This window comes from Deinococcus malanensis, assembly GCF_014647655.1.
Classification (GTDB): Bacteria; Deinococcota; Deinococci; order Deinococcales; family Deinococcaceae; genus Deinococcus; species Deinococcus malanensis.
The window spans coordinates 45434-70313 of record NZ_BMPP01000002.1; the positions used below are offsets into that span (position 1 = coordinate 45434).

Consider the following 24880-nt stretch of genomic DNA (forward strand, 5'->3'; position numbering starts at 1 on the left):
AAGCTGAGGCAGACCGTTCCCTGCGCAGACCTGCCCTCTGTCCGTGGCTGCCTGCAATTTTCTGCGTCTCCCCTACTCCTGATCGTGGCCCAGCTCGGTGCTGCGGCGGGTGGCCGCCTCCACCGCACGCATCAGGCCACCGCGCACGCCTGCACTTTCCAGCTCCACCAGCCCGGCGATGGTCGTGCCACCCGGGCTGGACACCTCGTCCTTCAGCAGCCCAGGATGGGCGCGCCGCTGAAGCAGCTCACCACTGGCCACCAGCAGTTTGGCCGCCAGTTCATTGGCCAGGGCGCGTGGCAGGCCCATCCGGACGCCCCCGTCTGCCAGGGCCTCGGCCACCACAGCGGCATACGCTGGCCCCGAGGCGCTCATGCCGGTAAAGACATTGAACAGGTGCTCGGGCAGGTCGTAGACGTCTCCCACTGAGCCGAACAGGGTATGACTGAAGTCCAGGTCGCCAGCCTCCAGCGCTTCTTTCGGACCGGTCAGGGCAGTCTGGCTGAGCCCGATGGTCGCCGCCAGATTGGGCATTACGCGCACCACACGTTTGGTCCCCAGCCGGCGCGACAGGGTGGCCACGCTGACACCGGCCATGGTGCTGATGTAACCAGCATTCTCCTGCGCCAGCCATTCGCTGACCTCCGGGAACACGCGTGGCTGCAGACTGATCAGGATGCGCTGGGCCGCGGGCAGGGCCTCCGGCGTGATGACCTGGGCGCCGGTGCGTGCAGCGATCTCTGCGAGGCGCGGAGCGTTGGTGTCCAGCAGTCCGATCTCGAAGGGCAGGAGCACACCGCGTGACACCACACCCTCCAGCAGAGCCAGTCCGAGTTTACCGACACCAACGATGGCGAGCTTCATGCGCGCCAGTATAGGTGCGCCCCCTTCACCATCCGGGGGGCCGGTGTGGAGGACTTGCGTCATGCAGGCCCCAGGTACACTCGGCGCATGCTGGTGTATGCCCTGCCTGGAACCTTTGAAACGCGCGAAGACCACCTGGATCTGCTGTGGGAGGCAGGCGCGACCGGACTGGAGGAACGCGCCGGGCTGATCCGCGCCTACTTTGACGCTGAAGCGGACCTGCCTGGCGAGATCCGGGACGGGCAATGGCAGAACGAGGCTGACCAGGACTGGCTGGCTGCCTTCAAGGCCAACCTGCGGCCTGTCAGGGCTGGCCGTGTGACCATCGTGCCGCCGTGGCTGCGCGACGAGGTCGAAAGCGGCCAGCTGCCGCTGATTATCGAACCCGGCATGGCCTTCGGCACCGGCCACCACGCAACCACCCGGATGGCAGTCGAAGCGCTGGGCACCCTGGAGTTGCAAGGCCGCCGGGTGCTGGATGTGGGTACCGGCAGCGGCGTGCTGGCCATTGCCGCAGCGCTGCTTGGGGCGGGCATGGCCGTGGGGGTGGATATCGACCCCATCACCATTCCGATTGCCCGCGAAAACGCCCAGGAGAATGGTGTGCCTAAGGGCCGCACAGTCTTTCTGGAAGGCACGCTGGGCGACGAGCTGCCTGAGCAGGCCGGAGAGGAAGAATTCGATGTCCTGGTGGCCAACCTGTATGCCGAACTGCATGACCTGATGGCCGCAGAGTACGTCTCGCACCTGCGCCCGGGAGGGCCACTGGTACTGACGGGCATCCTGACCAGCAAGCTGCCGATGGTTCATGACGCCCTGAACCGCGAAGGGTTTACACGCATTCAGGTGCGCGAGGACGGCGAGTGGGCCCTGGTGACGGCCAGTGCGCCGGATCGCCAATGAGCGGTGAATCCCGGACTTCCAGCCAGGTGCGCCGTGTGCGGGTGGAGGTCCTGGCCCCTGAAATGGTGCTGGGCCCCAGGGAAGCGCGGCACCTCTACGTGTTGCGTCTTTCCCCTGGTGCGGAGCTCCTGGTGTTCGACGGTCAGGGTGCCCAGGCACAGGCCACCGTGGCTGAGCTTGACGCCGCGCGGGCGGTGTTGCATCTGGGCGAGAGGAGCGAGGCGGCTTCCGAAACACCCCAGCCACTGACCCTGGCGGTGGCGCTGATGAAGGGAGACAAGCTTGCCGACGTGGTGCGGGCTGCCACCGAACTGGGTGTGGCCCGGGTGCAGCTGCTGGTCACGCGCCGGGCAGATGCGCGGGAAATCGGAGCGCAGAAGCTGACACGCCTCAACCGCATTGCCGAGGAAGCCAGCAAGCAGTCGCGGCGGGCCGTGACACCAGCGGTGCTCCCCCCGGTGGCTTTGACGGATTTCCAGTGGGAAGGCCGGCTCTTCGTGGCCCAGCCCGGCTCCAGCCTGCGTCTGACCGATCACCTGGACTGGGCGGCGCCAATTACCGTGCTGACCGGCCCGGAAGGCGGCCTGACCGACGAGGAAGTGACGCAGCTCACCACGCGTGGAGCATCAGCCGTCACCCTGGGCCCACGAATTCTGCGGGCCGAAACAGCCCCGGTGGCCCTATTGGGGGCTATCGCAGCCCTGGGCCAGTAGATCGGCACACAGAATAGGACAGTACTAAGGGTGAACTACGTCTTCAGGGTTCCGGCCCCTGCCGCGTTTTCTTCAAAACAGTGTTCCCACGCATCGCCCAGCGGTTCGATGCCAGTGTCAGGTCAGCGCCAGCGCCTCACCACTCGCGGCCGGCACCAGCTGACGCCAGCTGTGGACATTCCCTATCTGTACGGTCACGAAACGTTCCAGCGCCCGCCACAGCGCAGGGCGCTGCTCGGTGGTCACCGGGGCCTCCATGCTGGCGCGCACGCTGCGCCGCACGACATTGCGCAGAAAATCCAGTGATTCCTCCGGGTAGGCAGGCAACGCCGCACATCCGGCGCACAGCAACTGACCGCCGAGCGGGTCAGGATGCGTCGGGTCCGGCTGACCACAGCGGGCGCAGCGCGCGGTCTGTGGCAGCATGCCGGCCAGTCCCAGCAGCTTGTAGCTCATGACCAGAGCCACCCATTCGGGATCAGACTGGTGGGAAATACCTCGCAGGGCCCCGGCAAACAGGTCAAAGGCCTGCTCGCTGAATTCACCCTCCTGGAACAATGCGTCGGCGAATTCGGCCATCAGGTGGGCAAAGGCGTAGCGCTCGGGCTCGGCCAGGCGCGGCAGGGCCCCTTCCAGCACCGCCTGCTTCACGCTGGCCAGGTCGTTGTGTGGTCCCTGGTACACCTGGGTGGCCACATGGTGAAACAGGTTCAGGCGACTGGCCAGCGGACCCCGTACGCCCCCACGCGCCACGGCCTTGAGTTTTCCCTGGGGCGTCAGCAGTGTCACGATGATGTCCCCAGCGGGGGTGACCCGGCGCCGGATGACAATACCGTTGCGGTTGGTGCTACGCGATCTCACCGGACTCCCGCACAGTCATATGTCAGGTGTGCTCGCTTCACGCTGGCACGGCAGGTACAGCCGGCAATTCCCTGGGGCTTCGGGCCAGACAGGGTAAAGCGGGGCAGCGTCCATCTCACCTCACAAAGATAGGTCACCCGGGCCGCCATGGCAGTAACTGGAAGCAGTTTTCAGGCACCAATGGCACCCGCCGCGCCACGTACACTGATGGCCAATGAGTGATTCCCGCTCCTCCGATCACGGCGTCCGTGACCTGCTGCGCGAACTGTTTCCGGACACGCACCGGGAACTGTTTGGCGACGAAGCCCACCCGGAGGCCCCACCCACGCTGGGGCTTTACCCGGTAGCGGATGGCCGGCTGGCCCTGGTGCACGGCGATCAGCTTGCCGAATTCAGTCCACTGGAGCCCAAAGGCCGCAACGCGCTGCACTGCGACCTGTGTCACTACACCCGCAGCCGCAGCGAGGCGAGTGTGTACCGCGTCCGGGTTGGCGTGCGGCGTACGCGGTACGTCACCCTCTGTCTGGGCACCGAAGCGTGCCAGAAACGAGCCGGATCACGCGGCCTGGAAAGCCTCGCCAGCCGCATCTTCCCGCTCGAATCCAGTTTTGCCGATGACCACTGAATCTGCGATGAACTTATCAGGAAGGGTCTGACCGCACCTTGAGGAAAGCGGGAATGACGCCAGGGGAGTGATCACGACTGAGGACCACGCCACCACCTGCCGAAGTAGATGTGGAGCCGCTGCAGCAACCGCATCCCTTTTTGTTTCCGCTGGGGACCGCGAGGGAATTCTGGCTGGTTTCCGGGACAAAGCCTCCACAATGTGCTCCGGAGGCAGCAGACAGCCGACCTTCCAGTCTGGCGAAGCTGCTTCCTCACGTGGGAGTCCTGAAAAGCCACGTTTCCAGACAATCCGGTGGGTTTTTCAGTGCGGCCATTTATCGAGATCTCTTGATGCCGTTGGCATCTGGTTTAAATCCGGGGCGTCTACGCTGTGTGATGGAGGTCCTCTATGACGAAGAAAGGAATAGGCGAACGCCTGGGCGAAGCTGTGGATTCTGCCAAGCACAAGGTCAACGAGATGGCTGACCGCTCACGTGCCGAGGGCCATGAGTTCAAGGCCGAGACCAGTGACCATCCCGTGGAACGCACTGTGGAGAAAGGCAAGGCCATGGTGGACCATGGCAAAGCTGAACTCCACGAAGCTGCCAGTGAAAAGAAAGCCAGGGACGCTGGTCGGTAACCAGCACGACACCGCATAAATTCAATGCATGGTGGAAACAGACGGAGCCTTGTCCGTCTGTTTTTAGCGTTCCATCCGTCGGCTGGGGTGAATTTCTGCCACCTGAACCAGTTCTCTCCAGGCACTGAAGGCCTGCACCCCATACCCGTGTGCATCTGTGTACTTATCTACCGTGAAGATTCATTTACCTGCTGCCGAATATTGTATACAATATCCATAATGACCTCCGACGCCTCCTTTCAGCGGCCCGCTCTGGTCCGGGATGGCGTCTACGGTTTTCTGCGCCGGGCGGTACTGGACGGCGAAATTGCTCCAGGAGAGCGGATTGGTGAAGCGGAGCTCGGAGAGCGACTGGGCGTCTCGCGGACCCCTATCCGCGAAGCCCTGATGCGCCTGACCCAGGACGGTCTGCTGGTGGCCGAGGCAAACCGTGGCGTACGCGTGCGGACCATCAGTGCTACTGAGGCGCGGGACACCTATGTGATCCGCGAGGAACTGGATGGTCTGGCGGCCTCTCTGGCAGCTGTGCATCACACACCGGCAGACGTGACTGCCCTGAATGCTGCGCTGGATGATCTGAATGCCGCTCCGGAGACCGATTACCGCGAGCAGACCCGGCTGGACCTCGCCTTTCACCGGGTGGTCACACTGGCGGCCCACAATGCAGCGCTGAGCGACCTGGCCCGCGACCTTGAGCAGCGCGTCGCACTGATCAAACACCAGACGCGGACCTATAACGCTCATCCCCAGACCGACGCCCAGCATGCGGCAATCCTGCGTGCGGTGCTTGACCGGGACGCCGACGCGGCCCGCGAAGCGGCCCGAGCGCACGTCCGAACCTTCGCCAGACTGGTCCTGCAAGACCTGGGAGAACCCAAATGATTGATCAGCTGTACCGTAAAGCCGTCCTGACCGTTGCGGAGCGCAAACCTGTCGAGAACCTCGTCCGCGCCCGTGGCTGGGGCCTGGCGCAGCGCTTCGTGGCCGGGGAAAACATTCCCAGCGCCCTGAAAGCGGTCAAGGAACTGCAGGCCGAGGGCATTCTGGGCAACCTCGACCTGCTGGGCGAATTCATCGAGTCACCCGAACAGTGCAACCAGTTCGCACAGAATGTTCTGGACCTGCTGGACGCCGCGCACGCTGAAGGGATCATCCCGTACGTCAGCATCAAGCTGTCCAGCGTCGGCCAGGGCAAGACAGTCGGTGGAGAAGATCTGGGCCTGACCAATGCCCGGCGCATTGTCGGTAAGGCCAGGGGATACGGTGGATTCGTCTGCCTGGATATGGAGGACCATCCCCGGGTAGACCAGACCCTGGCACAGTTCCGTCAGCTGACCGGAGAGTTCGGTGGGCAGCATGTAGGCACGGTCCTGCAGAGCTACCTCTACCGCACGGAGGCAGACCGTGACAGCCTGGGCGACCTGCGTCCCAACCTGCGTATCGTCAAGGGTGCCTACCTGGAGCCCGAGACGGTGGCCTTCATGGACAAGGCCGACGTGGACGCCGCTTACCGCCGTCTGGTCTACGCCCATCTGGGAGCCGGCAGCTACACCAACGTCGCCACCCACGACGAGAGCATCATTCACGACGTCAAACATTTCGTGCTCGCGCACGGCATTTCGAAGGACGCCTTCGAGTTTCAGATGCTGTATGGCATCCGGCGCGACCTGCAAAAATCCCTGGCGCAGGAAGGCTACCGCGTGCGTGCCTACATCCCCTACGGCCGCGACTGGTACGCGTACTTCAGCCGCCGCATCGCCGAAACGCCGCGCAACGCCATGTTCGTGGTGCGGGGCATGCTCAAAGGCTGACCAGCGGCCGCTCGCCCCTCGGATCATTCACGTTCCCATTCCTACCCTTCAGGAGTTACCCCATGATCAAAGTTCAGGACTACCGCCCCCAATCCTTTGTTGATTTCACCAAGGAAGAAAATGTTCAGGCCTATCAGGCAGCTGTGAAAAAAGTGCGCGCCGAGCTGCTGGGCAAGCACTACCCGCTGGTCATCGACGGCGAGCATGTGGACACTGCCGAGAAGCTGACCAGCCTCAATCCCTGCGACACCTCGGAAGTCGTGGGCACGACTGCCAAGGCGACCATCGAAGACGCCGAGCGTGCCCTGCAGGGGGCCTGGAAGGCCTTCGAATCCTGGAAGAAGTGGGACATGGACGCCCGCGCCCGCATCCTGCTCAAGGCCTCGGCCATCCTCAAGCGCCGGCGCATGGAGGCCTGCGCCCTGATGAGCATCGAGGTCGGCAAAAATTATGCTGAGGCCGATGTCGAAGTCGCCGAAGCGATTGACTTTCTGGAGTACTACGCCCGCAGCGCCATGAAGTACTCGGGCTTCGGCAGTTCCGAGACCACCTGGTTTGAAGGTGAGGAAAACGGACTGATGTCCATTCCGCTGGGGGTGGGCGTCAGCATCAGCCCCTGGAACTTCCCCTGCGCCATCTACCTGGGCATGCTGGCAGCGCCCATCGTGGCGGGCAACTGCGTGATCGCCAAACCCGCTGAGGACGCCGGTCTGATCGCCGGTTTCGTCTCGGACATCATGTTTGAGGCCGGGCTGCCCGCGGGTGTTCTGCAGTTCCTGCCGGGCGTCGGTAAGGAAATCGGCGAGTACCTCGTAAACCATGCCAGGACGCGCTTCATCACCTTTACCGGCAGCCGCGCGGTGGGCTTGCACATCAACGAGGTGGCGGCCAAGGTGCAGCCCGGCCAGAAGTGGATCAAGCGCGTGGTCATGGAACTTGGCGGCAAGGACGCGCTGATCATCGACGAAACGGCCGATCTGGACAATGCAGTGACAGCGGCGGTGCAGGGAGCCTTCGGGTTCAACGGTCAGAAGTGCAGCGCCATGAGCCGCCTGATCGTGGTGGACAGTGTGTACGACAGGGTGGTCAGCCAGTTCGTGGAGCGCGCTCAGGCCCTGAAGGTCGGCACTGGAGAAGACAACGCCAATGTCACAGCTGTCGTGAACGAGATGTCGTTCAACAAGATCAAGAGCTACCTGGACCTGGCTCCTGAGGAAGGTCAGGTGCTGCTTGGCGGCGGCGCTCCTGGCGAGCATGGAGGAAAGAAAGGCTATTACATCGACGCGACCATCGTGGGCGATGTGAAGCGCGACTCGCGCCTGGCGCAGGAAGAGATCTTCGGGCCGGTCGTGACAGTGCTGCGCGCCCGTGACTGGCAGGACGCACTGGACATCGCCAACTCCACGGAGTATGGCCTGACCGGAGGTGTGTGCAGCGGCTCCCGCGAGCGCTTAGAGCAGGCCCGCGCCGAATTCGAGGTCGGCAACCTGTACTTCAACCGCAAGATCACCGGCGCCATCGTGGGGGTGCAGCCCTTCGGCGGCTACAACATGAGCGGCACCGACAGCAAGGCGGGCGGGCCAGACTACCTGGCCAACTTCATGCAGCTGAAGACGGTGACTGAGCGCTGGTAAACCACTGATTCGACCATGGGGCCGGGCTTTCATGCCCGGCTCCATTACTTTCTGATAATGCCCCAAAGCATTTAGCGTACCGGGCTCGACACCGTGACTTTGCATTATTGAGGCATTTCCTTTCCAACTGAAGTTAAAAAGCCTGATCTGGTTTACATATTATTGCTCTTTTGGACTTGGTCCACTCCTGTCTAGGCAGGAGCAACCGTTCGTCAGGGGTTGACATTACTATCCCCTTCAGCTTCCAAATACGTTCCCGCTTAATTTGATTTTCCGCAGCCTTATCTGGTCGCGTCTTTCCTTTCTGTTGTCGCAGGGGCAGGGCGCCGGCTAGCCGCCTGAATTCCTCTGGAGGATTCCAATGAAGCACACTCGTACCCTGCTGGCTGCCACCCTCGCCCTGAGCCTTGCCGCCTGTGGACAGCAGACCGCCAGTCTCCCCGGCACCAGCCCGGTGGCCCTTGTCCCCGGCACAAGCGATGAGGCCATCAGCGGCGCTTATCTGGTCGGTTTCAAGCAGGGTGCGCTGAGTGCCCAGAGCCTCTCGGAGCAGGCGGCCATCCAGGCTCAGGCGATCGCCGCTGCCGGCGGCGTCATGACCAGCCAGTGGGCGGAAATCAGTGCGGCAGCCGTTAAGCTCAGCCCCGCGGCACTCGCGAAGTTGCAGGGAAACTCACTGGTCGAGTACGTGGAGCCCGATCTGGTGCGCCGTGCCATGGGCAGCCGCAGTGGCACGACGGACGCTGCGCCTAAAGCCGGGCTGAGCAGCCAGGGTCTGCGTGCTCAGGCACTCTACAGCCCGAGTGGCGAATTCACCTGGGGTGACAACGCCCTGCGTGTGGCGGACCTGCGGACTGCCAACTACACCGGCGCCGGCGTGGCCGTGTGTGTCGGTGACACAGGCATCGACGGCAACCACCCCGAGTTCCAGAAGAAGATCGCAGGGTACAAAAACTTCACCGGCGAGCTCAACCGCGATGACGCCTATAAGCTCAACGACGTGTCGCACCACGGCACGCACGTGGCCGGAACCGTCTTCGCCCAGTATGGGGCGGGCACCGGCGCCGGTGGTCAGCAGGACGGCATGGACCCCAACGGCGTGGTGGGCGTGGCCACCGGAATCAACCTCTTTATTGCCCGTGTCCTGGGCGACGACGGCTCCGGCAGCAGCAGCGGCATCATCAACGGCGTGAAGTGGTGCGCCAGTCAGCTCAAGAGCCAGGGCGGCACCCAGGACAAAGTTGTGATCAGCCTTTCGCTGGGCGGAGGCCGCGCCAGCAAGACCGAGCAGCGCGCCTACACTGACGTTTACAACAAGGGTGTGCTGACCGTGGCCGCCACCGGCAACGACGGCGCTGCAGTCTCTTACCCAGCCGCGTATAACTACGTGGTTGGCGTGGGCGCCGTGAATAGTGACCTCGCCAAAGCTGACTTCAGCAATTTTGGTGCCCAGGTGGATCTGGTCGGCCCTGGAGTGGACGTGTTGAGCAGCGTGCCGGTGGGCCAGGGCTCTCGGGCCAGTGCCTCGGGTGCTGGGGTGACTTTCAAGGAAGTACAGTCGGCAGACCTGAGCGGTAAGGGCACCGTCTCGGGCACCGTGGTCAAGGCCGGCGACGGGACCGGTACGGCCGGCGCCAACGAGTTCTGTGGAACGTCCACCCGTAACGCCGCACTCAGCGGAAACATCGCGCTGATCTCGCGCGGTAACTGCTCCTTCGAAGAGAAGGTCGCCAACGCAGCCGCCAGCGGTGCCACGGGCGTCATGATCTACAACAACACCACTGGCCCCCTGGGCATGAGCCTGACCAACAGCTACAGCATTCCCGTCGTGGGCATCCTGCAGGCTGACGGACAGAACCTGGTCAAACTGACCCCCACCAGTGGATCGGTTGCCGTGACTTCCGCCGACTACGAGTACTACAACGGCACCAGCATGGCCACGCCCCACGTCAGCGCCGCTGCCGCGGTGGTCTGGGCCGCCAAGCCGACCCTGAGCAACAGCAGTCTGCTGACCCAGCTGACCAGCACTGCCAAGGACCTGGGCACGGTCGGCAGGGACGACAACTACGGCCACGGCCTGGTGGACCCCCTCAAGGCCATCACCGGCCAGTAAGCTTTCAGGACCAAGGGCCGTCTGCATCGTGCAGACGGCCCTTCTCTTTGTCTCCAAGGGTGACCAGAGACGAAGACCCTATGACCTGTCGTCCTCGGCTTTCGACAGCCCCTACTCACCCGGGCACCCCTTCATTCCAGCACCCTCCTGGACTGCGCTGGAATGCCCCTAAACTAAACGGAGTCCTGAATTTCGCTCCTTGCATCCGCTCGGGACAGAAAGTCAGCGCGCCACACGATCTATTCAGCATCGGTCTCAGATACTCCGTTCTCTCAACAACTGGTCCACCATCAGAACGCCGCCCAGAATGGCCGGCAGCCCACCGCCAGGATGAACACCGGTGCCCACCTGCCAGAGGTTGTCACTCAGGCGGTAGGGCTGAGGATGCAGCGGGCCGCCGCGCCAGGGAGGCAGGGCAGCCCCGTACAGGGCGCCGCCCGGATGCCCTCCCAGCGCGAAATGGGCTGGAGGCAGAGCGGCCATGTCCAGGACGGAGTTCAGGACTTCAGGCGTCCCCAGCGTGCGCCCCACCCGGGAAAGCTGGGCCTGCACCCACGGATGCCCGGGATCAAGGTTCTCGCCTGTGGCTGGCGTGGTGAGCAGGACCCCCAGCCGGGGACCATCGGCATGCACGAGACACAGCGTGTCCGGAGGCAGAACTCCGGCCTGCACTGCCCTGCGGAACACCCCGAAATCCGAAGGAGGCAGCACATTGGTGGCCGGCCAGGGCGCCGGAGCCGGCAACGCGGCATCCAGCGCGAGGCCGCTGACCGTACGCCGCGCGACCGGAGACCGTTTACGTTTGCTCTGGAGCGCGGTCAGTCGTGCCGGGTCCAGGGCACTGATCAGAAGGTCGTGGTGAGCGGTCTCTCCCCCATCCAGCGTGGCGGTTGGCCCCTTGACACTTACGACCGCCGTGTCCTCGCGTAATCGGACGCCCCGCGCCTGCCCGAAAGCAATCAGGTGATCGAGCAGGGCACCCATGCCAGCAGCGGGGCGGAACACGTCATCCCCCACCAGGGCAGGAATCAGGGCGTAGAGGGCCGGGGCGTCCTGCGGAGCAAGGCCGGCATTCAGGGCGTGGGTGCCCAGCGCGTGCGTCAGAGCAGCTGGCAGAGCCCGGGCCCGCAGCCAGTACCGGGCAGTGAGGTGAGGCGCGGTGGCCCGGAACAGCCCACCGCTGGCTGCCCGGAAGGCCGGGTCACGCAGCCGGGGAGGCGTGGTGAGCAGGGCAGTCAGGTGTGAACGAAGTGGCGCAGCAGCCCGCATATATTGTTGCCAGGCCTCGTAAAGCGGATGGTCCGGGGGGACCGGCAGAGGCAAGGCTCCGAAGGGGGTGTGGTGGATCCCGAGACCGCCCGGCAGGCGCGTAAGCCTCAGAGGGTCCGCTTCCTGCAGCCGGGCCAGATAGGCCTGCCAGACCTCCGGAAAGGTGAACAGACTGGGTCCCGTGTCGAAGGTCAGCCCACCCAGCTGGATCCGTCTGAGCTTTCCGCCTGCACGGTCGCGCTCGTAGACCGTGACCTGATGTCCACGCGCAGCCAGCAGGGCTGACAGTGCCAGACCAGCGATGCCGCCCCCCAGCACCCCGATGTCTCTGATCGCTCCAGCCACCTTCAGCCCCCCCGCACCAGCCGGGCGACCAGTTGCACCCCCGCCACCGCACCCACGATCCAGGGGGTCACGATGCTCAGCGGATACAGCTCGGAGGCCCGCTGAGACGTGGGCCGCGTATGCAGTGCAAGAGCCATCCCCGTACAGGTCAGCCACAGCGCCAGGGCGGTCAGGCGGCTGACCGGCCACAGGCAGACGCCGGCCAGCAGGAACCACACCAGGGCATACCGGGCGGTCCCGCGGACCCCCAGCGTGGTGGCCACCGTATGAGTGCCCGCCGAACGGTCAGCAGGAATGTCCTGAGCAGCGTCAAAGGCGTGCTTGCCAACCGAATAGGCCATCAGGGCCAGCAGCGGTGCCCCGGTTCCCTGGGCACCCAGGACCAGCGCCGGCAGAGCCAGCGGTAACGCATAGGACACGTTACTCAGACCGTCCAGCACGGGCCGCGTCTTCAGGCGCAGAGGCGGAAGACTGTAAGCCGCGAACAGCCCGGCCGAACCCAGCAGCAGCAACATTGCCTTTAGCGGCAGCAGCAGCGCAAGACCCACCAGGAAGGGCGCATTCAGCAGCAGCGTGGAGCACAGGAGGGGGCTGACCTCGGCCGGCGTCAGGCGCGCGCCCTGCCACCCTCCCTTACGGCTTGACCGCGCGTCCTCCTCGCGGTCGGACAGGTCGTTCAGGCCGTAGATCAGCAGGTTGAAGGGCAGGGTCAGATACACCAGCAGGGCCAGCAGGCTGGCATCCAGCCGGTAGAGGTGGCCGGTCAGCCACAGGCCAGTGGCCAGCGTGCCCACGGTATTGATCCACAGCGCTGGACGCGAAACGGTCAGCAACCGGTGGAAAGGCAAGAGAGGAAGTGGGGCAGGGTTCGGCACAGCGTCAGTGGGGCATTGTACGGGGCCTGCACCTGTTCTAGGTCCGGATCAGTCCTTCTTACAGACTGCGGGGAAGTTCCTGCAGGTACTGGACCGGCAGCGTCGTCTCGCCCTGACGGAAGGCGGCAAGATAGCCGCTGACACTGCCCCCGGCACGTTCCACGAAGCGGGTCAGGGCCTGAGCCGTACCGCCAGAGGCGATCACGTCCTGCACGATAGCCACGCGCTTTCCCTTCAGGCGGGCAGCATGCGGTCCATCGAGCCACAGGGTCTCGGAAACACCCAGGGTCATGCTGGGCACGTCCTGAATCAGGGGATCTTGCATATAGGTGCGGCGTTTCTTGCGCACGCACACGTACGGCAGGCCACTGCGGTCACTGATTTCATGCGTCAGCGGAAGCGCGTTGGTGACCACCGTCAGCAGGACCTCGGAGCCATCAGGAATCAGACGCAGCATCTCCTGCGCTACGGCGTTCGTGAATTCACTGTCACCTACAAACTCCACCAGCGGCACTCGGCCCAGATTGCCCGTGCGGACAGTGGGCAGGGTACGGCTGACGCCACCAATGGTCACCATGAGAGAATCCATACCAGCCAGCCTAGAGCATTTGTGAAAACCCACGACCAGTCTGGGCGCCTGGAACGGCCAATCCTCAGCCACTGAACGGAGACCACAACCGCCGGGGCACACGGCTCCAGCGGTCTGCAAGAATTCAGATCAGGCGCTCTGTCAACCGATCAGCTCCGCTCAGCCTCACTGGGAAACAGCGGCAGATGGCCCAACGCAGTGACTTCAGGACGCTCCTGCCCCTCGGTAAAGACGGCAATGACAGCCGCGACCTCCCCACCGACTTCCTCGATGATCTGCCGCAGCGAATGCAGCGTGCCGCCACTGGAAACCACGTCATCGACAATGGCCACCTTGTGGCCGCGGATCTTGGATACGTCAAAACCGTCCAGCACCAGCAGTTGCGGTTTACCGGTGGTGATACTGACCACCTCGCGTGCGACCGGTTCCACCATGTAGGGCTTCTGGGTCTTACGGATCACGATGTACGGCTTGCCGCTTTCCCGGCTGATCACGTGGGCCAGCGACAGGGCCTTGACCTCAGGAGTCACCAGCACGTCGACCCCAGCGGGCAGCATCCGGGCCAGTTCGGCGCCGGCCGCCTCGGTGACCTCGGTGTCACCCAGCATGTTGAACAGGGCGACGCTAACCCCTGGAGCGACTTCCACGATGGGCAATTCACGGGTGACCGGGCCCACCTGAACCTTATGCGTTCTCACGAGCCAGAGTGTAGACCATCTGCCCGAACCGGCACTCCCCGTGCCAATTCCAGCGTTCAGAACATTCATGCTGCCAGTGCCGAGCCTCCCATATGCGCTCCGGGCATGTCAGTGGGTCGCGTCAGACCTCAGAACTCCGCCAGACTGCAGCCACTGAAATTCAGGTAGCCACCCCTGAGCCGAAGTCCGACACTGAGCTGACTGCGGCTCTGCCTGAGCATTCCACCCTGAATCAGCTCGTATAGGCCGCCAGCCAACGCCGTGAGCCTCACGCGGGATTCTCCTACGCTGCCCAGCGCGACGCGCAGGGTCTGGGTGCTGCTGGACAGCCCACGCCTCTAGGTGCTCTGCTCGACGGTGGCGACCCTGGAAGCTTTCAGGGCTGCAGTGAAGATCCGGGCAAACCGCTTGCCGGCGTCCTGCGTCCGGCCAGAGGTCGGGGCCGGGCCACCGCTGAGCAGCACAGTCAGGGCCAAAGCCCCCAGGACAGCGGACCTGCCGACGCGCCGGGAGGACCGGGCAGGCGCAGCACTCCGCTTCTCTGACGAACTGACAACGGTCGACCGCACGTGACCTTAACTCCCTTTCGCCGTCCACGGGGATGGATGGAGCGCGCGGTCGCAGGTGGTCCTGGTCAGTGCGGTCAGCTTTGGGGTGACGATCTGAGTCCATGTTGTTGCTCGTGCAATAACGCGTCACGGCGGGCCTTCATCGAAGGTAAACGGACGAAACCCGCGCCATTGCCACAGACCCGCAAAAGCCCTCCTGGAACAGGCCCACACGGTTCCCGCAGCCTCACGCCGACTATGCAGCCATCTACACAAATGGATAAGTTGAGTTGTTTTGTATCTTATTAGGCCTTACTCTGTCGGTTGATGACCGTTTTGCCCTCCACCACAGCCGTGCGCGGTTTCACCCGCACCGACCTCAGTGCGCTGAAATTCAATCAGCTCGCCGTGGTGGTGGTGACCCTGCTGGCCATCACGTTGATGCTGCCGGTCTTGACCCTCGTGCTGAGCGCCGCCATGCTGACCGGCGCGCTGTGCCCGGAGCTCTCTCCCCTGCGCGCCGCTTATCAGGCACTGGGTCCCAGGTTCGGCCTGAAGCCTGAAGTGGTCGAGGAAGATCCCCGCGCTCACCACTTTGCCCAGGGTGTGGGCGGCGCCTGCCTGCTGGCCTCGGCCATGCTGACCCTTTGGGGCCTGACCGCCGCAGGCAGCGTGCTTGGCCTGCTGGTTATAGCCCTGGCCACACTGAACCTCTCCAGGAAAATCTGTATGGGCTGTCTGATGTATTTCCAGTACCGCCGAATGCGTTTCGCCCTGCTGCGACGCTGACCAGAACCATCTCTACCTCTGAGGACCCAACCATGAGTGACATTGAAGCCCTGAAGAAAGAAATTCCGCCGTTCCAGATCTTCGACCTGATTCCGGAGTACGCCGCCCAGGGCTTTATCGACCCCGAGCGTATCGATCTGCTGAAGTGGGCGGGCGTGTACCCGCAGCGCCCCCAGGAAGACGGGTTCCTGATGATGCGCGTGCGCGTACCCACCGCCGAGTTCTCCAGCGCCACCCTGCGCGAGGTGGCCAACATCGCTGAGGAGTACGGGCGCGGCTTTCTGGACGTCACCGACCGTCAGGCCTTCCAGTTCCACTGGCTGACCATCGACAAGATCCCCCAGATCTTCGAGCGCCTTGAACCGCTGGGCCTGCACCCGAAGGGAGCCTGCGGCGATACCGTGCGCGCCGTGATCGCCTCGCCGCTGGCCGGCCTGGACGCCCGCGAAATCATGGACATCCGTCCCATTGCCCTGGCCATGGAAGGCACCCTGACCGGCAACCCTGACTTTCAGGACCTGCCGCGCAAGTTCAAGATGAGTATTACGGCCGTGCCTGAACTTGAAGGCATCCACATGATCAACGACATCGGTTTCCTGGCGCACCGCGTGAACGGCGAGATCGGGTTCGACGTGTGGGTGGGCGGCGGCCTGGGAGCCGTGGCGCACCTTGCCAAGCGCCTGGGTGTGTTCATCCGCCCCGAGGAAGTCGTGGAGGTCGGGCAGGCGATTGCAGGCGCGTACCGCGACCACGGTTACCGCCAGAACCGCAAGAAGAGCCGCCTGAAGTTTTTGATCAAGGACCTGGGCGTGGAGAAGTTCCGTGAGATCGTCGAGAACGACTACCTGGGCCGCAAGCTGCAGGACGGTCCCGCCGCGCCGGTCGCCCGCTTTGGCGGCAATGATGTGCTGGGTGTCAATCCCCAGGCCGATGGTCTGAACTACGTGGTCGTGGCGACCACCGTGGGCCGCATCGACCCCCTCAAGGCCCGCAAACTGGCCGAGCTGGCCGAGCGCTTCGGCCGTGGCGTGCTGCGCACCACCGCGTTTCAGAACATGGTGATCCCGCACGTGCGCACCGAGGATCTGGCCGAGCTGACCGCTGAGCTCGACACCATCGCCCTGGCCCCCAAAACCACGCTGCGCGGCACCACGATTGCCTGCACCGGCACCCAGTTCTGCCGTCTGGCGCTGACCGAGACCAAGGCGCGCACCGCCAATCTGGTGGACCACCTGGAGCCGAAGTTCCTGGAACTGGACGTGCCGTTCACCATCAACCTGACCGGCTGCAGCAACGCCTGCACCCGCTATCAGGTGGCGGACCTGGGCTTCATGGGCGCCAACAAAACCGACCCCGACGGCACCGTGCACGAGGTCTACAACGTTCACCTGGCCGGCAGCATTGGCCAGGCGCAGCGCACCGGCACCAAGCTCAAGGGTGCAGTGCACGCCGAGCGCCTCAACGAGTACACGGAAGCCGTACTGACGGATTTCAGCGCCAACAAGCTGCCTGAGGAGAGCTTTGTGGAATACGCCGACCGTGTGGGCCACGAGCGCTTCACGCCCGACGCCGTGCTGGGGCCCAAGGAACTGGTGAGCGTATGACCGCGACCCTGCCGCGTGAAACGGTAGGGACCGGCCGCGTCGTGTGGTTCACCGGCCTCTCCGGTGCCGGCAAAAGCACCCTGGCCAGTGCCCTGTACGAGGAGCTGATCAACCGCGGCGAGCAGGTCGAGCTGCTTGACGGCGACGCCGTACGCGAGAACCTCAGCAAGGGCCTGGGCTTTACCAAGGCTGACCGCGACACCAACGTGCGCCGCATCGCCTTCGTGGCTGGCCTGTTGGCCAAACACGGCGTCACAGTGCTGGTCAGCGCGATCAGCCCGTACGCCGAGACCCGCCGCGAGGTGCTGGCCAGTCTGCCCAACCCCACCGAAGTCTTCGTGGACGCCCCACTGGAAGTGGTGACCGAACGCGACGTCAAGGGCCTGTACCTGAAAGCCCTGGCTGGCGAGATCGCACACTTCACGGGGGTCAGCGATCCGTACGAAGCGCCCGAGAACCCGGATCTGCATCTGCATACCGACCGGATCAGCGTGCATGACGGCGTGAAGCAACTGCTGGATCATCTGGGGGTAGATGCATGACCGCTATCAACGATCGGCCCGAGATCCGTACGCCTGAGCAGGGTGGCGCGCCTCTGACCACCGAGCCCCGTGCGCCGCGCGCCGAGAGCGGTGTGGCTGACCGCAGTGCACCGGCCTTTGGCCCGGAAACCGATGCGCTGGACGTCATCCGCTGGGCGCTGGCAGTCCACCCGGATCTGCTGATGCCCAGCGCCTTCAACCTCAACGGAGTGGTGCTGCTGGACTTGGCCGTGAAGGCCGGGTACCGGGGTGAAGTGGTCTTTGTAGATACCGGCTACCATTTCCCCGAGACCCTTCAGACCCGTGACCGCCTCGCCTCGCGCTACCCGGACCTCACCTTCATCACCCTGAATGCCGGCGCACACCCCGAAGACGGCCAGACCCCGGCGGACCTGTACGCCAGCGACCCCGACGCCTGCTGCGCGACCCGTAAAGTGGCGCCGCTGCAGGGGTACCTGCGTCAGAAAGCGCCTTCGGCGCTGCTCAATGCGCGCAGCCGTGACCAGGCGACCACGCGCGCCGACATTCCCTTTGTCGAGACCGGTGTGCGCGTGAAGGTCAACCCGCTGGCCCACTGGACCCGTGAGCGCCTTGAAGCCTATGCCCAGGAACACGACCTGCCGGTCAACCCGCTGTACTGGGACGGCTTCCTGAGCGTGGGCTGCTGGACCTGTACGCGCGCCGTGCGCCCCGGAGAGGACGCCCGCGCGGGCCGCTGGGCTGGTAAGGGCAAGACTGAATGTGGCCTGTGGGCCGGCGGCAACGCCCTCTAAGGACCGCCCTTTTTTTACCTCCAATTGTTGAGTTGTTTTATCCACGAGTCCCAACGGACCACTCTTTTGAGGTTTTCCTGATATGACGATCCTGCTTCCAGAAACCGCAATCCTGCCCACGCCGCTTGGAGGCACCCTCGTAAACGCTCTGCGCCGCGCCGGCCATGACTTCGATCCGGCCGAACTGCGTGAGCTGCCCCGTCTGGCGTTGAGCGAACGCAGCGCCGCCGACCTGGAGATGCTGGGCACCGGCGCCTACTCGCCGCTGCGCGGCTTCGTGGGCGAGGCCGACTACCTCAGCATCATCGAGCGCATGCGGCTGGCTGACGGCACGCCCTGGAGCATTCCGATCACGCTGCCGGTCACGCGCGAGGAAGCGGGCGCCCTGAGTGGCCGCGTGGTGCTGACCCACGGCGGTCAGGATGTCGGCTGGATCGACATTCAGGAGAAGTTCGAGGTGCGCAGGAGCCTGGAGGCCCGCGAGGTCTACCGCACCGAGGACCCTGCGCACCCGGGCGTGGCTGCGCTGCTGGCCCAGGGTGAGGTCAACCTGGCCGGTCCGGTGGCGCTGTTTGAGGTCCCGCGCGGCGCGTTCCCCCGCCATCACCGCACGCCCGCCGAGGTCCGTGAAGTGATCGAGGCACGTGGCTGGCGCAGCACGGTGGCCTTCCAGACCCGCAACCCCATTCACCGCGCCCACGAGTACCTGCAGAAAGTGGCGCTGGAACTCGTGGACGGTCTGCTGCTGCATCCGCTGGTCGGCGCCACCAAGGGCGACGACGTGCCGGCCGATACCCGCGTCAAGGCCTACGAGGTGCTGCTCGACAACTATTATCCCCAGGAGCGCACCCTGCTCAGCGTGTACCCGGCCGCCATGCGCTACGCCGGCCCGCGTGAAGCGATCCTGCACGCGCTCTCCAGGCGCAACTACGGCGTGACGCACTTCATCGTGGGGCGCGATCACGCGGGAGTGGGCAGCTACTACGGGACCTACGACGCGCAGGAGATTTTCAGCGCCTACACGCCGCAGGAACTTGGAGTTCAGATCCTGAAATTCGAGCACACCTTCTATTGCCAGTCGTGCGGGCAACTGGTCAGCCCGCGCACGTGCCCCCACGACTCCAGCCATCATCTGGTGCTGAGCGGCACGAAGGTCCGCGAGAAGCTGCGTGCGGGCGAAACCCTGCCGGCTGAATTTACCCGGCCCGAGGTGGCCGAGGTGCTGCGCGCAGCCTACACGGCCCAGGGATAAAACCTCACGCTCCTCGCTGGACGGCTGCGGAAGATGATCTTCTTCCAGCCGTTCCGGTTTTCCTTTGCTGCCCCCGCCCCCTCTGGAGGACGTGATGAAGAAGCTGCACCGAAGTTCCGGTACCGCGGTCTTGTTGACCCTGAACGGCCCGCTGCCCCTAAGTCCCTACACCTCTGCGCAGCCGGCCACAACCGTGCGCCTGGGATTCTTTCTGAACCTGACGCATGCGCTGGCCCAGAACGTGGAAACCGGGTATGCCCCCAGCGTTCCGGACCTCTCGCAGTTTATGAGGAAGTGACGCAGTGACGACCCTGAGCCCTGAGCTGAACCGTCCCGGGACGCGCGGCCTCTCCCGCTGGCGGGTGCTGAGCTGGCAGCTGTCTGGTCTGGCACTGATTCTGGCCATCTGGTGGCTGGTCACGGACGTACTGAAGCTGTACCCCCCTTACGTGTTTCCCGGGCCAAAAGCGGTCTGGACCGAGATCAGTTACGGCCTGTGGGGAACCGGTCCGCAGGACGGAAAACTGCTGGCCGCAATCGCCGGCAGTTTGCGGCGCGTGCTTACCGGCTATCTGGTGGCGGTGGTGCTGGGCGGCCTGATGGGCCTGCTGATGGGTGCGTGGCTGCCGCTGCGGGCCACGGTCGGTGCCTACCTGACCGGTCTGCAGAGCATCCCCAGCATCGCCTTCGTGCCGTTCGCCATCCTGTTTTTCGGGCTCAACGAGCGCGCGGTGCTGTTCGTGGTGATTCTTGAGGGCTTTATTCCGGTGGCACTGGCCGTGTCCGGCGCGCTGCTCAACGTGCCGCCTGCCCTGCGTATCGCCGGGCGGACCCTGGGGGCCAGCGGCCCGGCGCTCACCTTGCGCGTGCTGCTGCCGGCCTCTGTCCCCAACCTGCTGACCGGCCTGCGTACCGCCTGGAGCTTCGCGTGGCGCGCGCTGGTCGGGGGGGAACTGCTGATCGCCGGGGCCAAGAGCCTGGGCGAACAGCTGGAGGTCGGACGCAATACCGCCAACGTGGCCCTGGTGCTCTCCACCATCATCATCATCGGCATCATTGGTGGGCTGTTTGATTCGCTGCTGCGCGCTGTGGAGGCCCGCGTCAGACGTGACTACGGCCTGGAGGTGCCACAATGACGGCCACGATGGAAACGCCGCGCACAGACCGTCAGGCGGCCGCACAGCACCGGACCCAGGGTGACAGCCTGACCCTCGACAACGTGACCTTCCGGTACGGGCGCGGGCAGGCCGGTCTGGGCCCTATCGACCTGCACGTCGAGCCCGGCGAGTTCCTGTGTGTGGTCGGGCCCTCGGGCAGCGGGAAAAGTACGCTGCTGAGCCTGCTGGCCGGCTTTCTGCGCCCGCAGCGTGGGCAGATCCGCCTCGCCGATGCTCCGCTGACCGGTCCCCACCCCCGGCTCACCCTGGTCCAGCAGGAAGCCGCACTGTTTCCCTGGCTGACCGTGGCGGGCAATGTGGGTTTCGGACTGCGCAGAGTGCCGCGCCCGGAACGGGAAACGCGGGTGCTTGACGCGTTGCGGCAGGTGGGCTTGCAGGGCTACGAAAAGCGCCGGGTCCACGAGCTCAGTGGTGGCCAGCGCCAGAGGGTGAGCCTGGCCCGCGCGCTGGCTGTCCGGCCGGGGCTGCTGCTGCTGGACGAGCCGTTCAGTGCCCTGGATGTACAGACCCGCACCGGACTGGCCGACGAACTGCTGGGCATCTGGTGGGCCCACAAACTGACGGTGGTGTTCGTGACCCATCACCTGGACGAGGCACTGCACCTGGGCCGGCGCGTCATCGCCCTGCGCAATGGCGAGATCGCCCTGGACGCGCCGGCGAAGTCGCTGAGCGTGCAGCAGCTGCGCGAGGCGCTTGAGGACGGGCAGTCCAGCTTCAGCCCCTGAGTACCGGGCCTCGTCAGTGCAAGGAGCGTCGCGGACCCTGGGCAAAGGTCCGCGGCACTTTTGCGGACAGGGCGGCGAGCCGCCGCCCTGGGCAGTCTGCACGTTACCGCGGGGCAATTGGCGGGGTAGCGGCCATGCTCATCTCGTTGGACACAAAGGGTTAGAGGCGGGCACCCTCCAGATTACCGGCTTTCCCGTGCCCGATGTTGATTTTCGCAGGATAGAAGTGCGTTCTCGGGCATCCCTGACTACCCCTGCACGGTCGGCCGCGGCAACCCGCTGGCCGAAGGTGCCCTTACGGCGCCTCGGCTGAAGAAAGGAGAGGAACACCTATGGTGGCGCTGACACTGTCTGGGCCGCCACAGAACTTGCGAGGCACAGGCGGAGGGAGTCCAGCCCCGTCTTATTTCCTCCTGAAAAGCTGGCCAGAAGGTACCGAGTGTTAGAAGCTGCCTGAAACGCTGACATTGGTCCAGCGTGTCAACCAGAGTGCTGACTCAAACCCGCAGTGCAGCTTCCAAAACAGCTGAGATTCAGTGAGCGGGCGCAGGATCCCGGCCCCGCTGCTCCAGCGCAAGCTTTTCCCAGTTGATGCGGCGGCGGCGCCACTCGAACACGCAGACCTTGGCCAGCTCCTCCAGGGCACGTGCCAGGAACACTCCCCATACCCCCAGCGGCGTGTACAGCCCGAGCCAGATCGCCAGCGGCAGACCAACGATAAATGCACCCACGACATCGCCGATGATGACGCCCTTGCCGTCGCCTGCGCTGGGCAGCACCCCGCCACCCACGATCATGTTGCGCACCTTAACCACCTGAATAACCGCGCCCAGCAGGATGCCCACCAGGGCAATGTGGTGCACCTCGGCGCCGACCTTGGGAAACAGGCCCGGCACCACCAGCGCACTCAGGCCGAACAGCACCCCGAAGCCCACCCCGGTCACCAGCCCGGCACGGGTAATCCGCCTCAGCCAGGTCCGGGCTCCCTGGGCGTCCCCAGCACCCAGGCTGCGTCCGATCAGCACGGTGGCGGCGCTCATCAGGCCGAAGGAACCGACGATAAAGATGCCTTCCAGTGTGCCCACGATCTGACTGGCTGCCAGCGCCTGGGTACCCACCCGCGCAAAAACAGCCGCGTAGAGAAAGCCTCCCAGGCTCCAGGCGAACTCGGTAAAGGCCAGAGGCGCCGAGACGCTGACCAGTGGACCGATGATGCCGCGCCGGGTCCCCGGCCTGGGCAGCGTCAGGCGGGCCAGCCGCCGCGGGCCATACACCTGATAGGCCAGCAAGGTCACCTTCAGGACATTGCTGATCACCAGCGCCCAGGCGGCCCCGACGACGCCCAGTTCAGGCAGCGGGCCCACCCCGAACACCAGCCCGTAGGCCGCCACGACCTCGACCAGCACAGCAATGGTTGTGGCGATCAGCGGCGTTCGGGCGTGGCCCAGCGAACGCAGCGCTCCGCTGAGAATCCAGCCCAGAATGCCTGGCACGAACGACAGCATGCCCACCTGCATATAGGGCGTGGCCGTCGCGGTAACCTCTGCAGCCCCGCCGGCAAGCCGCAGCAGGCCCCCCGCTCCCAGCACGATCGGTACGGTCAGCACCCCGGCCACCACGGCGCTGAACACCAGGGCCAGGGTCAGGGTGTGGTTGACTCCGGCAGGATCGTTGGCTCCGGCGCGCCGCGCCACCAGGATGCTGGTTCCACTGCCCAGGGCGCCCAGCGTGATGAAAAACAGGAAGCTGAGGCTGCCGGTCAGTCCGACGGCGGCGACCGCCACAGCGCCCAGCGTGCCGACGATGACCTGATTGACGAAGGTCAGCACCAGTTGAATGACCATTTCCAGACTGACTGGCACGGCAATGGAGCTGATTTCACGCGCCGGGGACTGGATCGATTCAGAAAGGGGGGATGAGGTGGGCGCGGCAGTCATACCGCGCCACGGTACACCATCACCGCACGACCCCTGTCAGCCAAATGGCGCACCGGCATACACAGCGCCTCCAGATCGCCGAATATCAAATGAAAGGATTTTATGCACTTTGATTGACATTCATCAAGTCAGGCACGAGAATGCCCGGCAGAGGTTGATATGACAGACTCCCCTGCCCCGCTGATTCCCGCCCATTCCTGGGCCATCATTGATTCCACTCTGCGGGAGGGGGAGCAGTTCGCTCGCGGCAACTTCAAAACGGACGACAAGGTCGAGATTGCCCGCGCCCTGGACGCCTTTGGTGTGGAGTTCATTGAAGTCACCACGCCGATGGTCAGCGCCCAGACCCTGTCAGATATCCGGCTGCTGACCGGGCTGGGACTGAAAGCGCGTTTTCTGACCCATGTGCGCTGTCACATGGAAGACGTTCAGCGCGCGGTAGATACCGGCGTGCACGGCCTGGACCTGTTGTTCGGGACCAGTTCGTTTCTGCGTGAGTTCTCGCATGGCAAGAGCATTGCGCAGATCATTGACAGCGCCCAGAGCGTGATCGGCTGGATCAAGGACAACCACCCGGACCTGGAGATCCGCTTTTCCGCCGAGGACACCTTCCGCAGCGAGGAAACCGACCTGATGGCGGTCTACCGGGCCGTGTCGGACATGGGGGTACACCGTGTGGGGCTGGCCGACACGGTGGGCGTGGCCACACCGAGGCAGGTCTACACGCTGGTCCGCGAGGTGCGCAAGGTCATTCACGCTGAATGCGGCATCGAGTTTCACGGCCACAACGACACCGGCTGCGCGGTCAGCAACGCCTACGAGGCTGTCGAGGCCGGGGCCACGCACATCGACACGACCATTCTGGGCATCGGTGAGCGCAATGGCATCACGCCGCTGGGGGGCTTCCTGGCCCGCATGTTCACCTTCGACCCGATGGGCCTGATCGACAAGTACGACCTGGAACTGCTACCGGAACTTGACCGCATGGTCGCCCGCATGGTGGACTTGCCGATCCCCTGGAACAACTACCTGACCGGCGATTTCGCCTACAACCACAAAGCGGGCATGCACCTCAAGGCCATCTACCTCAACCCCGGCGCCTACGAGGCCATTCCACCCGGTGTGTTCGGCGTAGGCCGGCGTATCCAGGCCGCCAGCAAGGTAACCGGCAAACATGCCATCGCCTACAAGGCCCGAGAACTGGGGCTGCACTACGGTGAGGACGCCCTGCGCCGCGTCACCGATCACATCAAGGCCCTGGCCGAGCACAATGAGCTGGACGACGAGCACCTGGAACAAGTGCTGCGTGAGTGGGTCAGCGCGTAAGGCAAAGTCTTGGAACCTCGCCGAGACAGTGCGTCTCCCGGTCCTCGTCGGTCGCTGGCAAAATTTTACCGGCTGCCCCGCCCCAGTCCGCCAGACGGGAAGACAAGCAGCTTTCGCTCGGGACTCGTTGACCGCTGCGAGCGTCTGTTATGGACGCCCCTTCAGGATTTCGGTCCGGAGGACTGCCGCGTCATGCTTCACCAGCGCTTCAACCCTGAGGTTCTGGTTCCTCTGGTCCTGCCCCTGCTTGAAAAAATCCCCTGGAGGACGGCAACGTTTACGACG

25 protein-coding genes are annotated in these 24880 nt (G+C 64.5%); 17 read left to right on the forward strand and 8 right to left on the reverse strand.

Annotated features, from left to right (window positions below):
- Positions 1–72: 72 nt before the first annotated feature.
- On the reverse strand, positions 73–864 hold the full coding sequence (gene proC / locus IEY49_RS02635) for a pyrroline-5-carboxylate reductase (protein ID WP_189004313.1): 792 nt from the start codon (positions 862–864) through the stop codon (positions 73–75).
- 87 nt (positions 865–951) lie between these two features.
- Between proC and IEY49_RS02640 the strand changes: the two genes are divergently transcribed.
- Complete coding sequence (locus tag IEY49_RS02640) at positions 952–1767, forward strand: 50S ribosomal protein L11 methyltransferase (protein ID WP_189004314.1); 816 nt, start codon at positions 952–954, stop codon at positions 1765–1767.
- Entirely contained in the window at positions 1764–2480 is a 717-nt protein-coding gene (locus IEY49_RS02645) for a 16S rRNA (uracil(1498)-N(3))-methyltransferase (RefSeq protein ID WP_189004316.1), read from the forward strand. The genes IEY49_RS02640 and IEY49_RS02645 overlap by 4 nt, the downstream gene beginning before the upstream one ends.
- 117 nt (positions 2481–2597) lie before the next feature.
- Here IEY49_RS02645 and recO read toward each other — a convergent pair whose 3' ends face one another.
- Positions 2598–3341: a DNA repair protein RecO gene (gene recO / locus IEY49_RS02650; RefSeq protein WP_189004318.1), complete on the reverse strand. Its 744-nt coding sequence runs from the start codon at positions 3339–3341 to the stop codon at positions 2598–2600.
- 214 nt (positions 3342–3555) lie between these two features.
- Here recO and IEY49_RS02655 point away from each other — a divergent pair, with 214 nt between their 5' ends.
- The 6 genes from IEY49_RS02655 (at position 3556) to IEY49_RS02680 (ending at position 10145) form a co-directional block, all read left to right on the forward strand.
- Positions 3556–3966: a hypothetical protein gene (locus tag IEY49_RS02655; RefSeq protein WP_189004319.1), complete on the forward strand. Its 411-nt coding sequence runs from the start codon at positions 3556–3558 to the stop codon at positions 3964–3966.
- 390 nt (positions 3967–4356) lie between these two features.
- Positions 4357–4587: a hypothetical protein gene (locus IEY49_RS02660; protein WP_189004321.1), complete on the forward strand. Its 231-nt coding sequence runs from the start codon at positions 4357–4359 to the stop codon at positions 4585–4587.
- Positions 4588–4806: 219 nt separating this feature from the next.
- Positions 4807–5469, forward strand: a complete 663-nt coding sequence (locus tag IEY49_RS02665; RefSeq protein ID WP_189004323.1) for a GntR family transcriptional regulator — start codon at positions 4807–4809, stop codon at positions 5467–5469.
- Positions 5466–6398, forward strand: coding sequence for a proline dehydrogenase family protein (locus tag IEY49_RS02670; protein WP_189004325.1), 933 nt, complete (start codon positions 5466–5468; stop codon positions 6396–6398). The genes IEY49_RS02665 and IEY49_RS02670 overlap by 4 nt, the downstream gene beginning before the upstream one ends.
- Positions 6399–6460: 62 nt before the next feature.
- The gene (pruA, locus tag IEY49_RS02675; protein ID WP_189004327.1) at positions 6461–8032 is read left to right on the forward strand and encodes an L-glutamate gamma-semialdehyde dehydrogenase; all 1572 of its coding nucleotides are present in this window, start codon (positions 6461–6463) and stop codon (positions 8030–8032) included.
- Positions 8033–8393: 361 nt separating this feature from the next.
- Complete coding sequence (locus IEY49_RS02680) at positions 8394–10145, forward strand: S8 family serine peptidase (RefSeq protein ID WP_189004328.1); 1752 nt, start codon at positions 8394–8396, stop codon at positions 10143–10145.
- 255 nt (positions 10146–10400) lie between these two features.
- Here the strand turns inward: IEY49_RS02680 and IEY49_RS02685 are convergent, their stop codons facing one another.
- From IEY49_RS02685 to IEY49_RS02705, 5 genes are all read right to left on the reverse strand, one after another.
- Positions 10401–11765, reverse strand: coding sequence for a phytoene desaturase family protein (locus IEY49_RS02685; protein WP_229780613.1), 1365 nt, complete (start codon positions 11763–11765; stop codon positions 10401–10403).
- Complete coding sequence (locus IEY49_RS02690) at positions 11762–12634, reverse strand: UbiA family prenyltransferase (RefSeq protein ID WP_189004330.1); 873 nt, start codon at positions 12632–12634, stop codon at positions 11762–11764. The genes IEY49_RS02685 and IEY49_RS02690 overlap by 4 nt, the downstream gene beginning before the upstream one ends.
- A gap of 58 nt (positions 12635–12692) precedes the next feature.
- A complete protein-coding gene (locus tag IEY49_RS02695; protein WP_189004332.1) occupies positions 12693–13223 on the reverse strand; it encodes a phosphoribosyltransferase family protein in 531 nt (176 codons plus the stop codon).
- A gap of 149 nt (positions 13224–13372) precedes the next feature.
- Positions 13373–13921 (reverse strand): phosphoribosyltransferase family protein, encoded by a 549-nt coding sequence (locus tag IEY49_RS02700; protein ID WP_189004334.1) that lies wholly within the window; start codon positions 13919–13921, stop codon positions 13373–13375.
- Positions 13922–14259: 338 nt separating this feature from the next.
- The gene (locus IEY49_RS02705; protein ID WP_189004336.1) at positions 14260–14397 is read right to left on the reverse strand and encodes a hypothetical protein; all 138 of its coding nucleotides are present in this window, start codon (positions 14395–14397) and stop codon (positions 14260–14262) included.
- 399 nt (positions 14398–14796) lie between these two features.
- Between IEY49_RS02705 and IEY49_RS02710 the strand changes: the two genes are divergently transcribed.
- The 8 genes from IEY49_RS02710 (at position 14797) to IEY49_RS02745 (ending at position 21332) form a co-directional block, all read left to right on the forward strand.
- Positions 14797–15258, forward strand: a complete 462-nt coding sequence (locus tag IEY49_RS02710) for a DUF4395 domain-containing protein (RefSeq protein WP_189004338.1) — start codon at positions 14797–14799, stop codon at positions 15256–15258.
- A 32-nt stretch (positions 15259–15290) separates the two neighbouring features.
- Positions 15291–16862, forward strand: coding sequence for a nitrite/sulfite reductase (locus IEY49_RS02715; RefSeq protein ID WP_189004340.1), 1572 nt, complete (start codon positions 15291–15293; stop codon positions 16860–16862).
- On the forward strand, positions 16859–17404 hold the full coding sequence (cysC, locus tag IEY49_RS02720) for an adenylyl-sulfate kinase (RefSeq protein ID WP_189004342.1): 546 nt from the start codon (positions 16859–16861) through the stop codon (positions 17402–17404). Before IEY49_RS02715 ends, cysC begins: the two co-directional genes overlap by 4 nt.
- Positions 17401–18177, forward strand: coding sequence for a phosphoadenylyl-sulfate reductase (locus tag IEY49_RS02725; RefSeq protein WP_189004344.1), 777 nt, complete (start codon positions 17401–17403; stop codon positions 18175–18177). The genes cysC and IEY49_RS02725 overlap by 4 nt, the downstream gene beginning before the upstream one ends.
- 82 nt (positions 18178–18259) lie before the next feature.
- Positions 18260–19429: a sulfate adenylyltransferase gene (gene sat, locus IEY49_RS02730; RefSeq protein ID WP_189004346.1), complete on the forward strand. Its 1170-nt coding sequence runs from the start codon at positions 18260–18262 to the stop codon at positions 19427–19429.
- A 94-nt stretch (positions 19430–19523) separates the two neighbouring features.
- Positions 19524–19727, forward strand: a complete 204-nt coding sequence (locus tag IEY49_RS02735; protein WP_189004348.1) for a hypothetical protein — start codon at positions 19524–19526, stop codon at positions 19725–19727.
- 4 nt (positions 19728–19731) lie between these two features.
- Positions 19732–20565 (forward strand): ABC transporter permease, encoded by an 834-nt coding sequence (locus IEY49_RS02740; protein ID WP_229780594.1) that lies wholly within the window; start codon positions 19732–19734, stop codon positions 20563–20565.
- Positions 20562–21332 (forward strand): ABC transporter ATP-binding protein, encoded by a 771-nt coding sequence (locus IEY49_RS02745; protein WP_189004350.1) that lies wholly within the window; start codon positions 20562–20564, stop codon positions 21330–21332. Before IEY49_RS02740 ends, IEY49_RS02745 begins: the two co-directional genes overlap by 4 nt.
- A gap of 533 nt (positions 21333–21865) precedes the next feature.
- Here the strand turns inward: IEY49_RS02745 and IEY49_RS02750 are convergent.
- Positions 21866–23269 carry an MATE family efflux transporter gene (locus IEY49_RS02750; protein WP_189004352.1) on the reverse strand — a complete coding sequence of 468 codons (1404 nt, stop codon included), beginning with the start codon at positions 23267–23269 and terminating at the stop codon, positions 21866–21868.
- 159 nt (positions 23270–23428) lie between these two features.
- Here IEY49_RS02750 and lysS point away from each other — a divergent pair, with 159 nt between their 5' ends.
- Positions 23429–24595, forward strand: coding sequence for a homocitrate synthase (lysS, locus tag IEY49_RS02755; RefSeq protein ID WP_189004353.1), 1167 nt, complete (start codon positions 23429–23431; stop codon positions 24593–24595).
- Positions 24596–24880: the final 285 nt, after the last annotated feature.

Bases quoted from the DNA above. Each gene is read 5' to 3' on its own strand.
- proC (WP_189004313.1), bottom strand. From the start codon at position 864: ATGAAGCTCGCCATCGTTGGTGTCGGTAAACTCGGACTGGCTCTGCTG.
- IEY49_RS02640 (WP_189004314.1), top strand. From the start codon at position 952: ATGCTGGTGTATGCCCTGCCTGGAACCTTTGAAACGCGCGAAGACCAC.
- IEY49_RS02645 (WP_189004316.1), top strand. From the start codon at position 1,764: ATGAGCGGTGAATCCCGGACTTCCAGCCAGGTGCGCCGTGTGCGGGTG.
- IEY49_RS02655 (WP_189004319.1), top strand. From the start codon at position 3,556: ATGAGTGATTCCCGCTCCTCCGATCACGGCGTCCGTGACCTGCTGCGC.
- IEY49_RS02660 (WP_189004321.1), top strand. From the start codon at position 4,357: ATGACGAAGAAAGGAATAGGCGAACGCCTGGGCGAAGCTGTGGATTCT.
- IEY49_RS02665 (WP_189004323.1), top strand. From the start codon at position 4,807: ATGACCTCCGACGCCTCCTTTCAGCGGCCCGCTCTGGTCCGGGATGGC.
- IEY49_RS02670 (WP_189004325.1), top strand. From the start codon at position 5,466: ATGATTGATCAGCTGTACCGTAAAGCCGTCCTGACCGTTGCGGAGCGC.
- pruA (WP_189004327.1), top strand. From the start codon at position 6,461: ATGATCAAAGTTCAGGACTACCGCCCCCAATCCTTTGTTGATTTCACC.
- IEY49_RS02680 (WP_189004328.1), top strand. From the start codon at position 8,394: ATGAAGCACACTCGTACCCTGCTGGCTGCCACCCTCGCCCTGAGCCTT.
- IEY49_RS02695 (WP_189004332.1), bottom strand. From the start codon at position 13,223: ATGGATTCTCTCATGGTGACCATTGGTGGCGTCAGCCGTACCCTGCCC.
- IEY49_RS02710 (WP_189004338.1), top strand. From the start codon at position 14,797: ATGACCGTTTTGCCCTCCACCACAGCCGTGCGCGGTTTCACCCGCACC.
- IEY49_RS02715 (WP_189004340.1), top strand. From the start codon at position 15,291: ATGAGTGACATTGAAGCCCTGAAGAAAGAAATTCCGCCGTTCCAGATC.
- cysC (WP_189004342.1), top strand. From the start codon at position 16,859: ATGACCGCGACCCTGCCGCGTGAAACGGTAGGGACCGGCCGCGTCGTG.
- IEY49_RS02725 (WP_189004344.1), top strand. From the start codon at position 17,401: ATGACCGCTATCAACGATCGGCCCGAGATCCGTACGCCTGAGCAGGGT.
- sat (WP_189004346.1), top strand. From the start codon at position 18,260: ATGACGATCCTGCTTCCAGAAACCGCAATCCTGCCCACGCCGCTTGGA.
- IEY49_RS02735 (WP_189004348.1), top strand. From the start codon at position 19,524: ATGAAGAAGCTGCACCGAAGTTCCGGTACCGCGGTCTTGTTGACCCTG.
- IEY49_RS02745 (WP_189004350.1), top strand. From the start codon at position 20,562: ATGACGGCCACGATGGAAACGCCGCGCACAGACCGTCAGGCGGCCGCA.
- IEY49_RS02750 (WP_189004352.1), bottom strand. From the start codon at position 23,269: ATGACTGCCGCGCCCACCTCATCCCCCCTTTCTGAATCGATCCAGTCC.
- lysS (WP_189004353.1), top strand. From the start codon at position 23,429: ATGACAGACTCCCCTGCCCCGCTGATTCCCGCCCATTCCTGGGCCATC.